Raw genomic sequence first — 13,215 nt, 5'->3', positions numbered from 1 at the left:
CTGCGATCCGGGCTGTGCTGCAGCGCCAGGCCGGCGGCGACGGAGAGGACGAGCAGGCGGTGCTTTCGCATGGAGAACGGCCACGGGTCCTGACCGCGGGCGGCGGAGGGAGCATGCGCTCCGATAGCGGGCACAGAAGCGTTACACCTATGAGCTCTCCTGACGGGCGATTGAGCTCTCCTGACGAGCGATCCACGAGGTGGGAGCGTGAGGACGGAAGACCGCGTCCGCGATCCGGAACGGCTCGAGGCGCTGCGCACCACAGGCCTTCTGGACGCTCCCCGCGTGCCGATCCTGGACGAGGTGACCCGGATGGCGGTCCGGCTGCTGCCCGTACGGGCCTCGCTGGTGACGCTGATCGCCGAGGACCGGTAGATCATCCTCCGCCACGCCGGAACAGACGGGCCCGCGCGGCAGACGCCCCTGTCGCAGTCGATGTGCCGCCACCTGCTCGTCGATGACGCCCCGCTGGCGGTGGACGACACGCGAGGCGACGAGCGGTGGCACGACATCGGTGCCGTCTCCCGCGGAGAGCTGGCCGCCTACGCCGGCACGCCGCTGCACGCCCCCGGCGGCCAGCCGCTGGGCGTCCTGTGCGTGATCGGCGACCGCCCCCACATATGGGAGAAGGCAGAGCTGGAAACCCTCGGCAGTCTCGCCGTGCTGGCGGCGGCACCGTCTTCACCCTGTGCCTGCCCGTTGATCCACCGGCACCGACATGAGCTGTGCCGACACCCTCAGGTGAAGGCGCCGGACCGGTGAGCCGCCGTCGCGCCCCAGGTACATGTGCATCTCCGCGGCCGACGCGTTGCGCGGACGGCCGGCGTCGGCCGCCAGGGCCCTGCGGCGCTGCCGCCCGAGCAGCAGAGCCGCGTTCAATCCGGTGGGGCCGCCGCCGGCCACGACCACCTCATACATGCGTGTCCTCTTCGACCATGTACATTCCGAGATCTCCCGGGCCGACGGGGGTCAGCCCCAGGCCGCGCTCGCCGAGTTCCTCACGCAGCGCCCGCTCGCCGAGCACCCGCCAGGCGTAGTCCGTCTCGACCTCGCGGACGAGCCGCTCCCCCTCGTAGACCCGGTAGGCCATGTGCCAGGTGACGCTGTCAGGGCCCGCAGGCTCGGCCCTGCCCCACCCCTCGTACCGGTGCCGGCCCAGCCGCAGGTCGGCGAAGCGGGCCATCGGCAGCTCGGCCGGCTCGGCGGGAGGCTGCAGGTTCACCACCACCCGGCTCCCGGACGCCGGCAGGTCCCACAGCCGGTGCCGCTCCGCGGGGGTGAGATGCCCGAGGACGTTCATCGCGACCACTCCCCCGGCCCTGGGCGGGAGCGCGGCCTGCAGCAGGCCATCGGGCAGCACGGTCACCCGGTCGCGCAGCCCGGGGCGTTCGAACATGCGGGCCGTCAGCACCGACCGGAGCACGGAAGACGGCTCGATGGCGATGATCTCGGCATCCGGCAGCGTGTCGGCGATCACCAGGGTGCCCAGCCCGCCGCCCGCACCGAGATCGACGACCGGGCCGGGTCCGAACGCCCGCAGCGCCTTCGCCAGCGCAGGACCGAGGGCGTCCCGGTGCGGAGCCATCATGACGTCGACGAACTCGGCCGACCTTTCGTATGGATCAGTCACTCGCCCCTCCTGATTGAGTTTGATAATGGTTTCTATTTTCGATGTGCTTCGAGCGCAGCATCAAGGGCGGTCCCCGGCGAGGAGGCGCCGCCCTGCCGGGCCGCCGGCCCGGCACGCCGGACGCGCAGCACCCGGACCGACGGCTCACCTCTCCAGGCAGTCCGGACAGGTCCCGTGGATCTCCTCGATCCGGAAACCGTCCGCCAGGGCGGTCTGCAGAGCGGACGCCGCGACCTCGGTGACCGCTCCGCAGGCACGGCACACCACATGGCAGTGCTCGTCCTCGCCGCAGATCCGGTAGGCGGTCTCGCCGTTGCGCTCGAAGGCGTGCACGAGGCCGGCCCGGGCCAGGGCGGCGAGCGTGCGGTAGACGGTTGTCAGGCCGACGCGGTCGCCGCGGGAGTGCAGGTGGGCGTGGATCTCCCCGGCGCTCCAGGGCTCCCGCCGCGCGCGCAGGCAGCGCAGCACCAGCAACCGGCTGCCGGTCGCGGTCATCCCCCGCGACCGGAGGTCGCGGGCGTCCCGGTGGTCCATCGATCACCCCTGTGCGGACGGCGGCGGGGACGAGGGGGCGGCGTCAGCCGCGGGGGCGGGAGGCGTAGGGCAGCAGGGCCATCTCCCGGGAGTTCTTGATCGCCCGGGTCAGCTGCCGCTGCTGCCTGCCGGTGACGCCGGTGACCCGTCGGCTGCGGATCTTGCCGCGGTCGGAGATGAACCGGCGCAGCAGGTCGGTGTCCTTGTAGTCGATGTGGTCCACCCCGTGCAGGGGGTTGCTCTTCTTGCGGGGCGTACGGCGGGGCTTCATGCGGTCTCCTTCAGGTCGAGGACGCCGGTGAACGGGTTGTCGTAGCCGGCCCAGGCGTCGGAGCCGGCCAGCGTCTCCTCCTGCGTGAGCAGGCAGGAGTCGAGCAGCGCGGTGATGCGGTCGGGGTCGAGGTCGGGGCCGCTGAAGACCAGGTGCTGCACCCGGTCGCCGGTGACCTCGTTCCAGTCGAGGGCGGCGGCCGTACGGCGGGCCGGGGAGACCATCTCCCAGGCGGCCTGCGGCAGCGCGGCGAGCCACGGGCCGGCGTCCTCCACCGAGAGGATGCCTGCGACCGCGTCCCAGGCGAGCATGCGCTCGTGCCGGGTGGCCAGCCAGAAACGGCCGCGGGAGCGGACCGAGGTGGTGGCCAGCTCGTCGACGGCCTCGAACAGGCGCGCCGGGTGCAGCGGGCGCAGCCGGTGCCAGACCACCGTGGTGATCTCGTCGGTGCGGGCCTCGACGGGCAGCCGGGCGGTGGCCGGGTCGACGCGCTCGGCCAGCTCGGCCGTGCACACCGCGCCGCCGCGGACCTCGGGCAGCTCGATGGCCCGGTGGACGGGGGTGAGCGGGGCCAGGTGCGCGAGCACGGCGCGGGCCAGCTCGGCATCCTCAGCGTCGCCGCCGTGCAGCACCAAACCGGTGGCGTACTCGATCTGCCGGACCAGCACCTCGGCCAGGTACCGCTGGTCGCCTGCCGCCGCGACCTGACCCGTCTCGGCCAGGCGGTCGCCCCGGGTGATGTCGATCGGCATGTGCGCGGCGTGCAGCGCGGTCAGCACCGAGGTCAGGCGCAACGTGCCGCGGGCCTCCTCGCAGTCGACCGCCTCGGCCACCGAGCGGGGCTCTACCGAGTCCCACAGGTCCACGACCAGCAGGGAGGCGGTGGCGGCGCACCGTATCAGCTCGGGCAGCAGGTCTTCGCGCACGGTGCAGGTGACGCAGCCGTGCGCGAGCCGCACCTCGGCCAGGTCGAGCACGCCGGAGCGGTCGCGGACGACCCGCTCGACCCGGCCGCGGGTCACCTCGCGCAGGTCGTGGTGGATCGCGACGGCGCCGGGGTGCTCGTGCAGTAGCCGGTCGACGGCGGCGGTGCGGGCCTGGGCGTGCAGACCTGCGACGAGGACGACAGGGGTGGACACGGGGTTCTCCTTTGCGGGCGCGGGCGCGGTGACGCGCCCGGCGGCGCGGTCGGGCACAGGTTGACGGAATGAAAACCGTTCCCATTATCATTACACAGGTCGGCCACACGGAAGGAACCCCATGGCCCGGAACGAACTCCGCCCCGTGATCAAACTCAGATCCAGCGCGGGCACCGGCTACACCTACGTCACCCGCAAGAACCGGCGTAACGACCCCGACCGGCTCACCCTGCGCAAATACGACCCGACCATCCGCAAGCACGTGCTGTTCCGAGAGGAGCGATGACCCCGTGAAGAAGGGCGTCCACCCCGACTACCGCCCCGTCGTGTTCCGCGACCCGGGCGCGGACTTCGCATTCCTGACCCGATCGACGATCACCAGCGACAAGACGATCGAATGGGAGGATGGCAACACCTACCCGGTCGTCGACGTCGACGTCTCCTCGGCCAGCCACCCCTTCTACACCGGCCGCACCCGGGTGCTGGACACGGCCGGCCGCGTCGAGCGCTTCAACCGGCGCTACGGGAGGGCCTGATGTCGGCCCACTGCATGCTGACCGGCGCCGCGCCGGTCTTCGGCAACCGCGTCTCCCACTCCCACCGGCGCACCCGCCGCCGCTGGAACCCCAACATCCAGCACCGCCGCTACTGGCTGCCCGGCGAGAACCGGTTCGTCCGGCTCACTCTCAGCGCCAGAGCGATCAAGACCGTCGATGCGATCGGCGTCGAGGCCGCCGTGGCCCGCATCCGCGCCCGGGGAGGAAAGGTCTGATGGCCAAGAAGAGCAAGATCACCGCCAACGAGCGCCGCAGGGCCGTGGTGGCCCGCCACGCCGAGCGCCGAGCCGCGCTCAAGGAGATCGTCCGCACCGGCACCGCCGAGGAGCGGGCGGCGGCCGTACGGGCACTGGCCCGCCAGCCCCGCGACGCCAGCGCCACCCGCATCCGCAACCGCGACTCCGTCGACGGCCGCCCCCGCGGCCACCTGAGCAAGTTCGGCCTGTCGCGCATCCGCTTCCGCGAGATGGCCCACCGCGGCGAGTTGCCCGGCGTGACGAAGGCGAGCTGGTGAGCCGTGGCCGTCCCCAAGCGCAAGATGTCGCGCGGCAACACCCGCCACCGCCGCTCCCAGTGGAAGGCGACGGCTCCCGATCTGGTGCCGATCACCGTGGACGGGCGGGACCTGCTGGTCCCCCGCCGGCTGGTCCGCGCCTACCGGCGCGGCCTGATCACTCCCTGATGAGACCCGCCCGGACCCGGTGACGAGATCGGACATCCGGGCGGCACGGATGGCCGGACGGCTGCCGTCGGCGCAGGTCGTCGGGGTCGACGACGATCCACTGCTCCCGGCCCTGGCCGGAGGCGAGCACCGCGTGTCGGCCTCCGGCCACGCAGAGCTGCTGCGCCGCGCCGGATTCGGCCCGGCCTGCCCCGCGCCTGTGGACCTGATCGCGGCGGACCCTGCAGGGCCGGTGGTCCGGCCGGCGCCCGGAACCACCGGCATCTCCCGGCGGACGTCCCTGCGCACCCGGGCGCAAGGGCTGCCGGCCGTTACCGAGGCGGCGACCTGGCATGCCGCGCATCCTGGTTGCGACCGCGACGCCCGCCCGCACCGGACAGCCCAGCAGATCCACGATTCCTCACGGGTCTCGACGACCAGGTCGGCTCACTACGGTCATCGGCCGCACCGGTCCCGCTCGCGGTGATCACCCGGCCATGACAGGCAGGCCGCCGTGCCGCAGGAAGAGCGGGCCGAGCGCCGGAAGGTGCTCCACGGACTGCTCGACGGGTACCGCCGAGTCGCACGGCCGGCGCGAAGAACGCGCAGTGCGGTCCACACGGGACGGATTCCAGAGCGGGACGGATACCCCGGCACCGATTCCGCACCCGTACAGAAGATCAGCCCCGATTTGAGTAATGATAATGATTATCAGTACAGTGATCCGCCGTCGCCCGATCACCGGCGGCGCCCCTCCATGACAACCGTTCGAAACCGAGGTCGCCCCCTTGTCCCAAGACGAAGAACTTCCGCCCCGCAAGGCCAGACGCGCATGGATCGCCGCGGCGTCGGCGCTCATCGTGGTCGTAGGGGTGACCGCCGGTGTCACCACACGGTGGGGCCGGGCAGACGAGGGCGCGTCGCCCTCGAGTGAACCGCGGCACCGCGGCACCGAGCTCGTCGTCGCCGTCGGGGACATCGCCGGCGGCGAGTTCGACCCGCTGAAGGGCTGGGGTTCCAGACCGGCGCAGATCCGGCCGATCCACAGCTCGCTGCTCACCATCGACGCCGACGTCGACTTCGTCGGCGACCTGGCCTCGGAGTACTCCGTGAGCGACGACGCGAAGACCTGGAGCTTCACGCTCCGCGACAACGCCCGCTGGTCGAACGGCGAGCCGGTCACCGCCCGGGACGTCGTCTTCACCTACGAGACACTGAAGAAGGACGGCACGCGATTCGACCTGACGTTCGTCGACCGGATCACCGCCACCGACGAGTCCCATGTCGAGTTCCACCTGGAGGAACCGCGCTCGACCTTCGTCAGCCAGCTCTCGGAGATCCCGATCCTGCCCGCCGCGCACTACGGCCCGGACTACTCGAAGAACCCGATCGGGTCCGGCCCGTACACCGTCGCCGACTACCAGCAGGGGCAGCAGCTCATCCTCAAGGCGAACCCGCACTGGTACGGGCAGCGGCCGGAGTTCACCAAGCTCACCTTCCTGTTCCTGGGCGAGGACGCGGCGCTCGCCGCCGCCAGGGCCGGGACCGTCGACATCGCCTACGTCCCTCCGGCCTTCGCCGACCAGCGTGTCCCCGGCATGACGCTGCGGAGCTTCGAGAGCATCGATTCCCGCGGTCTGTCCCTGCCGACGCGGCCGGCCGGCGGCAGGGGCGAGATCCAGGGCAAGGACGTCGCGGTCGGCGACGACGTGACCGCGGACCCGGCGATCCGCAAGGCGCTGAACATCGGCCTCGACCGCGAGGAGATCACCGAGATCGTGCTGCAGGGCCACGGCCGCCCGGCCTACACCCTCGTCGACGGTCTGCCGTGGTTCAACCAGGAGGCGGCGTTCGAGGACGGCCGGGCCGACGACGCCAAGCGCATCCTCGCCGAGGCCGGCTGGCGCGACTCCGACGGCGACGGAATCGTGGAGAAGGGGGGGAAGAAGGCCGGGTTCACGCTGATGTACCCCTCCGATGACAAGCTCCGCAGCGACCTCGCGCTGGTGGTGGCGGAGCAGGCGCGTGCGCTCGGCATCGAGATCACCACCAAGGGCAGCACCTGGGACGGCATCTACCTCGACGGCAAGGCCAACGCCGTCACCTGGGGCGGCGGACGCCACCACGCCCACCAGCTGTACTCGATGTACTCGTCGAAGGTCCTCGACACCGGCTACAACAACATGCCGCAGTACTCCGACCCGACGGTCGACGGCCACCTCGACCGCGCGCTGTCCGCCGCCACCCAGGACGAGGCGAACACGCACTGGAAGCGGGCGCAGTGGGACGGCAAGGCCGGCTTCGCCGGGGAGAACGGCGACGCGCCGATCATCTGGCTCGTCCGCATCGACCACCTCTACCTCGTCCGCGACGGGCTGCACCTCGGCGACCAGCCGATCCACGGCCACGGACACGAGTGGGCACTGTTCAACACCCTCGCCCAGTGGCGCTGGGAGCGGTGAACACCCGCCGGAAGGCCGGGGCGGTGCCCGTCATGCCGAGATTGATCCTGCTGCGCGTCCTGCGCCTGGCGACCCTGCTCGCCGGGGTGTCGGTGCTCGCCTTCACCCTGGTCCACAACTCACCGATCGACCCGATCCAGGCCTACATCGGCGCTGATGTGGACCTCACCGACGAGCAGCTGGCGAAGCTTCGCGAGCAGTGGGGGCTGGACCGCTCGCCGGTCGAGCAGTACCTCGCCTGGGCCGGCACCCTGCTCCAGGGCGACTTCGGTGTATCGACGCTGTACAAGGCTCCCGTGGTCGATGTCATGGGAACCCGCTTCGGCGCGTCACTCGCGCTGATGGGGGTCGCCTGGACCCTGTCCGGGGTGCTCGGCTACCTGCTCGGGGCCGTCGCGGCGATGCACCGGGGACGGCTCGCGGACCGGATCATCTCCTGGTACAGCTACACCCTGTCGGCCACGCCCACCTTCTGGCTCGGCATCGTCTTCCTCGTCGTGTTCTCCGTATGGCTCGGCTGGTTCCCCGTGGGGCTCGCGGGACCGCATGGCGTCCCGGCGGCCGACGTCACGCTCACCCAGCGGCTCCACCATTTCGTCCTGCCGGCGATCACCCTGTCCGCGATCGGCGTGGCGAACATCGCCATGCACACCCGCGAGAAGATGACGGACGTCCTGAACAGCGACTATGTGGCCTTCGCCCGCGCCAGGGGCGAGACCGACCTGCAGATCTTCATGAACCACGGGTTCCGGAACTCCGTGGTCCCGGCGGTGACCCTCCAATTCGCCTACTTCGCAGAACTCTTCGGAGGCTCGGTGCTCGCCGAGACGGTCTTCTCCTATCCGGGTCTCGGCTCCACCCTGACCGAGGCCGCACTCGGCGGCGACGTCCCGCTGCTGCTGGGCATCGTGCTGGTCAGCGCGGTGTTCGTCTTCACAGGGAACCTGATCGCCGACGTCGTCAACGCCGCGATCGACCCGCGGATCCGGAGCGGGGCATGAGCGCGCCGACCGCTCACCGCCCACGCCTGCGCGGACGCCGGGACGTCGTCGTCTCGCTCTGCGTCGTGGTGCTCATCACCACCTGCCTGATCGCGGGCCACCTGTTCCTGAACGACGCCTCGTTGCGGCCGAACTCCGCGCTGCGGCTGTCGCCGCCGAGTTTCGATCACCCGTTCGGGACCGACCACCTGGGCCGGGACCTCTTCACAAGAGTGGTGAAGGGACTGGCGCTCTCTCTGGGAATCGGCGTGCTCACGGCGGCGATCAGCACGGTGATCTCCGCGGTGCTCGGCGTCTGCGCCGCACTCCTGGGCAAACGGGTCGACGGCCTGGTCTCTTGGCTCATCGACCTGTCCATCGGCATCCCGCACCTGATCTTCATGATCCTGCTCGCCTTCACCGTCGGAGGCGGGATCCCGGGCATCGTCCTGGGCATCGCGTTCACCCACTGGATGTCACTGGCACTGCTGGTCAGAGCCGATGTGAAGCAGATCCGCAGCGCGGAGTTCATCCTCGTGGCGCGCGGGCTCGGCAGATCACCGCTGTTCATCGCGTGCAGGCACGTCCTGCCGCTCGTCCTGCCCCAGCTCCTGGTCGGATTCGTCCTCATGTTCCCGCACGTGATCCTGCACGAGGCCGCGCTCACCTTCCTCGGCTTCGGCTTCTCCCCCCAGACGCCGGCGGTCGGCATCCTCCTGTCGGAAGGAATGCCGCACATCTCCAGCGGGATGTGGTGGCTGGCGGTGTTTCCCGGCCTCGCGCTCCTGCTGCTCGTGCTCGGCTTCGCGCGACTCGGCGACCGGGTGCGCACGGTGCTCGACCCGGCGACGTCGAACGGATGAGGGATCCGATGAACACACCGGTCCTGACGATCTCCGATCTCGGCGTCGGCTTCACCCGGTACGCGAGCGGGCTGCGCACCCGGACGGTCACCGGCCTCACCGGGCTGGACCTCGAGGTCCACGAAGGAGAGGTCCTGGCGGTCATCGGCGCGAGCGGATCCGGCAAGACCCTGCTCGCCCAGGCGATCCTCGGCATCCTGCCGCACAACGCGCACGTCACCGGCGAGATCCGGTACCGGGGCGAGCGGCTGACCGCCACCAGGCGGCGGCGCACGCTCGGCCGGGAGATCTCCTACATCCCTCAGTCGGTGACGAACCTCGACCCGCTGATGCCCGTCGGCAAGCAGGTGCGCATCGGTCTCGATCCGAAGACGGCGCAGCAGGAGCAACGCCGGCTGTTCACCCGCTACGGCCTGGAGAGCGAGGCGGCGAGGCTGTATCCGTTCGAACTGTCCGGGGGCATGCTCAGGCGGGTGCTCTTCGCCACCAGCGTCCGGGACACCGTCCGGCTGATCATCGCCGACGAGCCGACCCCGGGCCTGCACGCCGAGGCCGTCGCGGAGGTGCTGGGGCACCTGCGTGAACTCGCCGCCGGCGGTGTCGCCGTGCTGCTCATCACCCACGACATCCTCTCGGCGGTCACCGTGGCCGAGCGGGTGGCGGTGATGAACGGCGGGCGCCTCGTCACCGTAGAGTCCGCCTCCGCCTTCACCGGGGAAGGCGACGGGCTCGGCCACCCCTTCGCGCGCGAGCTGTGGCGCGCGCTGCCGCAGAACCGATTCTCCGCCGGAGGTGCGGATTGGCACTGGTAGTCAACGGTCTCAGCTACGGCTACCCGGGCGGGAGGACGTTGTATCGCGACGCCTCCTTCCGAGTGGAGGCCGGCACCGTGGTGGGCATCACCGGGCCGAGCGGCAGCGGTAAGTCGACGCTCGGCGCACTCCTGGCCGGCGACCTCCGGGCGCGGTCCGGTGAGATCACGGTCGACGGCGCCCCGCTGCCCGGACGCGGGTTCCGGCCGGTGCAGCTGATCCACCAGCATCCCGGACGGGCCGTCAACCACAAGTGGCGGATGCGCTCGGTGCTGCGGGAATCCCATGCGGTGCCCCAGGAGACGCTCGATCTGCTCGGCGTCAGGAGCGAGTGGCTCGACCGCTGGCCGGGCGAGCTCTCCGGGGGCGAACTGCAACGCTTCTGCATCGCCCGGGCGCTCCATCCCGCCACCAGGTATCTCGTCGCCGACGAGATGACCGCCATGTTCGACGCGATCACGCAGGCGCAGATCTGGCACGCGCTCATCCGGATCGTCCGCGAACGCGGCCTCGGCATGGTCGTCATCAGTCACGAGCCGACGCTGCTCGACCGGCTCTGCGACGAGCAGATCGCCGTAGAGCGTCTCCGGGACCCCGCGGGGCGGCGTCTCAGCTGACCGGGTCGGGCCGCGCCTGGGGCGGTCGCCGGTGCCGGGTCCCGTCGTGATCGGGGCCGCACGGCGCCGTCGGGTCTTCTGCCCGGGAGACGACGGCCCCGTGTTCACCGAGGCGCCTGTTGTGGCCGGTCACGACCGTGCCGCACCGATTCAACGCATATCGGCGGTGCCTACGGGACGCCCGGTACGCGTCGGCGCTGATCAGAGTGAGTCTGACAGCGGGCCACGATTTCCCCTTGATGACCCGTCCGCCGCGATCGGAACATCCATCCCGGCATGGCCCCGTCGGCTCCCGTAGCAGGGCTCGCATCCTCCACGCCGGGCCCCGGCCGAGCCCGGATGAGTGAGGACGAGCTGGCCGGCGTCGTCGCCTACGCCCTGCACCGTGGCCTGTCGCGCCGGCCGGACATCCACGCCGAGGTCATGGACGACCTCACCCCGGCCGAACGGGACGAGGTCGCCCGCGCCTGCGACCGCCATGCCGAACGGGTCCGCCGGATCACCGGCACGACGGGGCCGAAGGCTCCCCGGCCCGTCGGCAACCATGAACGAGACGCTGGGCATCACGGCCATACTCATGCCGGCTCGGCCCGAACTGGCGACGATCTCCTCGGCCGCGGTCCGCGCGGCTGCGGCCCAGAGGCACCGGTGAGAGCGGACCGGCCCGTCAACGGTCTTCGGCGGCTGCAACGCCGCCGTGGGCGCGGCGGCCGAATTCCGTACCGACCCGGATAATGGATTCGCAGGAACGGCTGTAGCACCGGACGGGCACGTGAGGTGTAGTGGCCTCGGGACGCGACCTACCGACCGACAGAAGCATGGTGAAGGTGATGACGACCGCGGTGGACCGGCTCGCGCCGGGTGACCACATCTGCTGGACCTTCCGCACCGACGACGAGCGTCTGACGACGATGCTGGAGTTCGTCGGCGCCGGCCTGGGTGCGGGTGAGAAGGTGCTGTGCTTCACCGAGGAGATCGCACCGCGGACACTGCGGTCGGCGCTCGCGGACCTCGGGGTCGACATCGAGGCGGCCGGCGCTCGCGGGCAGGCGCGGTTCCACACCGCCGACGCCTCCTATCTGGCCACCGGGCGCTTCGACGCCGAGGCGGTGCTGGACGGCTGGCACCGGCAGCTCGCCGAGGCCCGTCAGGAGGGGTACACGGGCCTGCGGGTGATCGCGGACATGACGTGGGCGGCGCGTCGCCCTCAGGTGGACGGCGCCGAGAGGCTGGCCTGGTACGAAGCCCGGGCCAGCCGGATCTTCGCCGACGCCTACGCCACCGTGGTGTGCATGTACGATCAGCGGCTGTTCCCCGGCGATCGGCTGCGCGACATCGCCGCCGCCCACCCGGCGGCCGTCTCCCCCCGCACCGCGGACGACTGGCACCCGCAGTTGCGGCTGGTGCGCACCGCGGACCCGGCAGGACTGTGTCTGATCGGCGAGGCCGACCGTTCCTGCCGCGACGCCCTGGAGGCGGTGCTGGCCGGATTGGCCGAGGACCTGCCGACCGGTGGTCCGGTGACCGTGGACGTGAGCCGGCTGGCCTTCGCCGACGTCGGCTGCGCGGCGGCGCTGGCGCGCACCGCAGGTGCCCTGCCGTACGGCATGCGGATCGTGGGCGCCTCGGCCGCGCTGCACAGGCTCCTCGAGATGATCGGGGCTGACGCGCCCTAGCTGACGGTCCTACCGGCCGATGACGCGACCCCGGCTGCCGCGGCGGGCCGTCGATGAGCGCTCTGACCGACGACCCCGCGATCAGCGGCGCCCGCGTCGGCGCGTTCGAGCATGTGGGCCTGCTCTACGACGGCGCCGAAGATTACCTGGCCGGCGTCTTGCCGTTCGTGTACGACGCCCTGGCCGCCGGCCGGCCGGTGCTGGTCGCCGTCCCGCATGCCAATCTCGGTCCCCTTCGCACCGTGCTGGCAGCCGTCCCGGGCGTGCACTACGTGGACATGACCCTCGCCGGGCGCAACCCCGGGCGCATCCTGCCCGGCGTGCTGCTGGCCTTCGCCGACGCCCACCCCGGCCGGCGCGTCACCGTGATCGGCGAGTCGGTCTGGCCGGGGCGCAGCCGCCCCGAACACTCCGCCTGCGTCCTGCATGAAGCCATGGTCAACATGGTCTTCGCCGGAAGGGATGCGCTCATCGTCTGCCCGTATGACGTCCGTCTCGGCGCCCCTGCGCTGACCGGGGCGCAGCGCACTCACCCGGTCATGATGCGAGAAGGATCACGCTTGCCCAACCCTCGCTACGACGACCCACTGACCATGATCGACGAGCTCAACCTGCCGCTGACTCCGGCACCCGCCCACGCGGCCGCCATCACCTACCACGACGACGCCTGCCTGGCCGAGGTGCGGCGTTTCACCGCCGAGCAGGCCGCCGCGATCGGCCTCCGTCCCGACCGGGTGCAAGAACTGGTCTTGGCCGTCAACGAACTGGCCACCAACACCATGGAGCACACCAGCGCCGGCGGCCGGCTCAGCATGTGGAGCGAGCAGCGGATGCTGGTGTGCCAGGTCGATGACCACGGCCACATGGCCGATCCGCTCGTCGGTCGCGTGCGGCCTGCGGGAGCACGCGGCCACGGGCTGATGGTCGTCAACCAGCTGTGCGACCTCGTGCGTGTGCACAGCCGGCGCGGCCGCACGATGATCCGGTTGCACATGCTGATCTGAATCCGGCCT

Annotated in this window: 20 protein-coding genes; 16 read left to right on the top strand and 4 right to left on the bottom strand. The window is 71.2% G+C overall.

The window, feature by feature from the left end; genetic code table 11:
• The first annotated feature begins 207 nt into the window (after positions 1-207).
• The gene (locus ACFOWE_RS11660; protein ID WP_377287280.1) at positions 208-375 is read left to right on the top strand and encodes a hypothetical protein; all 168 of its coding nucleotides are present in this window, start codon (positions 208-210) and stop codon (positions 373-375) included.
• Positions 376-762 (top strand): GAF domain-containing protein, encoded by a 387-nt coding sequence (locus ACFOWE_RS11655; RefSeq protein ID WP_377287570.1) that lies wholly within the window; start codon positions 376-378, stop codon positions 760-762.
• Positions 763-910: 148 nt separating this feature from the next.
• Here the strand turns inward: ACFOWE_RS11655 and ACFOWE_RS11650 are convergent, their stop codons facing one another.
• The 4 genes from ACFOWE_RS11650 to ACFOWE_RS11635 all read right to left on the bottom strand — a co-directional run bounded on the left by ACFOWE_RS11650 (position 911) and on the right by ACFOWE_RS11635 (position 3,574).
• Entirely contained in the window at positions 911-1,630 is a 720-nt protein-coding gene (locus ACFOWE_RS11650; RefSeq protein ID WP_377287279.1) for a class I SAM-dependent methyltransferase, read from the bottom strand.
• 144 nt (positions 1,631-1,774) lie between these two features.
• Entirely contained in the window at positions 1,775-2,164 is a 390-nt protein-coding gene (locus ACFOWE_RS11645; protein WP_377287278.1) for a Fur family transcriptional regulator, read from the bottom strand.
• Between the two features lie 43 nt (positions 2,165-2,207).
• Positions 2,208-2,435, bottom strand: coding sequence for a 30S ribosomal protein S18 (gene rpsR / locus ACFOWE_RS11640; protein ID WP_377287277.1), 228 nt, complete (start codon positions 2,433-2,435; stop codon positions 2,208-2,210).
• Entirely contained in the window at positions 2,432-3,574 is a 1,143-nt protein-coding gene (locus ACFOWE_RS11635) for a CobW family GTP-binding protein (protein ID WP_377287276.1), read from the bottom strand. Before ACFOWE_RS11635 ends, rpsR begins: the two co-directional genes overlap by 4 nt.
• Positions 3,575-3,695: 121 nt before the next feature.
• Here ACFOWE_RS11635 and rpmG point away from each other — a divergent pair, with 121 nt between their 5' ends.
• From rpmG to ACFOWE_RS11565, 14 genes are all read left to right on the top strand, one after another.
• Positions 3,696-3,860: a 50S ribosomal protein L33 gene (rpmG, locus tag ACFOWE_RS11630; protein ID WP_377287275.1), complete on the top strand. Its 165-nt coding sequence runs from the start codon at positions 3,696-3,698 to the stop codon at positions 3,858-3,860.
• A gap of 4 nt (positions 3,861-3,864) precedes the next feature.
• Positions 3,865-4,110, top strand: coding sequence for a type B 50S ribosomal protein L31 (locus tag ACFOWE_RS11625; RefSeq protein ID WP_377287274.1), 246 nt, complete (start codon positions 3,865-3,867; stop codon positions 4,108-4,110).
• The gene (gene rpmB / locus ACFOWE_RS11620) at positions 4,110-4,346 is read left to right on the top strand and encodes a 50S ribosomal protein L28 (RefSeq protein ID WP_377287273.1); all 237 of its coding nucleotides are present in this window, start codon (positions 4,110-4,112) and stop codon (positions 4,344-4,346) included. Before ACFOWE_RS11625 ends, rpmB begins: the two co-directional genes overlap by 1 nt.
• Positions 4,346-4,645, top strand: a complete 300-nt coding sequence (rpsN, locus tag ACFOWE_RS11615) for a 30S ribosomal protein S14 (protein ID WP_377287272.1) — start codon at positions 4,346-4,348, stop codon at positions 4,643-4,645. Before rpmB ends, rpsN begins: the two co-directional genes overlap by 1 nt.
• Before the next feature lie 3 nt (positions 4,646-4,648).
• Positions 4,649-4,813, top strand: coding sequence for a 50S ribosomal protein L32 (rpmF, locus tag ACFOWE_RS11610; protein WP_377287271.1), 165 nt, complete (start codon positions 4,649-4,651; stop codon positions 4,811-4,813).
• Positions 4,814-4,862: 49 nt separating this feature from the next.
• Positions 4,863-5,279, top strand: a complete 417-nt coding sequence (locus ACFOWE_RS11605) for a hypothetical protein (RefSeq protein WP_377287270.1) — start codon at positions 4,863-4,865, stop codon at positions 5,277-5,279.
• Positions 5,280-5,580: 301 nt separating this feature from the next.
• Positions 5,581-7,254, top strand: a complete 1,674-nt coding sequence (locus tag ACFOWE_RS11600) for an ABC transporter substrate-binding protein (protein ID WP_377287269.1) — start codon at positions 5,581-5,583, stop codon at positions 7,252-7,254.
• A 32-nt stretch (positions 7,255-7,286) separates the two neighbouring features.
• Positions 7,287-8,255, top strand: coding sequence for an ABC transporter permease (locus ACFOWE_RS11595; RefSeq protein WP_377287268.1), 969 nt, complete (start codon positions 7,287-7,289; stop codon positions 8,253-8,255).
• Positions 8,252-9,097, top strand: a complete 846-nt coding sequence (locus tag ACFOWE_RS11590; RefSeq protein ID WP_377287267.1) for an ABC transporter permease — start codon at positions 8,252-8,254, stop codon at positions 9,095-9,097. The genes ACFOWE_RS11595 and ACFOWE_RS11590 overlap by 4 nt, the downstream gene beginning before the upstream one ends.
• Positions 9,098-9,105: 8 nt before the next feature.
• A complete protein-coding gene (locus ACFOWE_RS11585; protein ID WP_377287266.1) occupies positions 9,106-9,909 on the top strand; it encodes an ATP-binding cassette domain-containing protein in 804 nt (267 codons plus the stop codon).
• Entirely contained in the window at positions 9,897-10,526 is a 630-nt protein-coding gene (locus tag ACFOWE_RS11580; protein WP_377287265.1) for an ABC transporter ATP-binding protein, read from the top strand. The genes ACFOWE_RS11585 and ACFOWE_RS11580 overlap by 13 nt, the downstream gene beginning before the upstream one ends.
• Before the next feature lie 339 nt (positions 10,527-10,865).
• Positions 10,866-11,261: a hypothetical protein gene (locus ACFOWE_RS11575; RefSeq protein WP_377287264.1), complete on the top strand. Its 396-nt coding sequence runs from the start codon at positions 10,866-10,868 to the stop codon at positions 11,259-11,261.
• Between the two features lie 95 nt (positions 11,262-11,356).
• Entirely contained in the window at positions 11,357-12,202 is an 846-nt protein-coding gene (locus ACFOWE_RS11570) for an MEDS domain-containing protein (protein WP_377287263.1), read from the top strand.
• A 53-nt stretch (positions 12,203-12,255) separates the two neighbouring features.
• Positions 12,256-13,206, top strand: a complete 951-nt coding sequence (locus ACFOWE_RS11565) for an anti-sigma factor RsbA family regulatory protein (RefSeq protein ID WP_377287262.1) — start codon at positions 12,256-12,258, stop codon at positions 13,204-13,206.
• Positions 13,207-13,215 lie beyond the last annotated feature (9 nt).

The sequence above is a fragment of the Planomonospora corallina genome, assembly GCF_042650625.1.
GTDB lineage: Bacteria > Actinomycetota > Actinomycetes > Streptosporangiales > Streptosporangiaceae > Planomonospora_B > Planomonospora_B corallina.
Note: the sequence above shows the minus strand (reverse complement) of the source record. Positions and strands in the feature narration are given on the sequence as shown.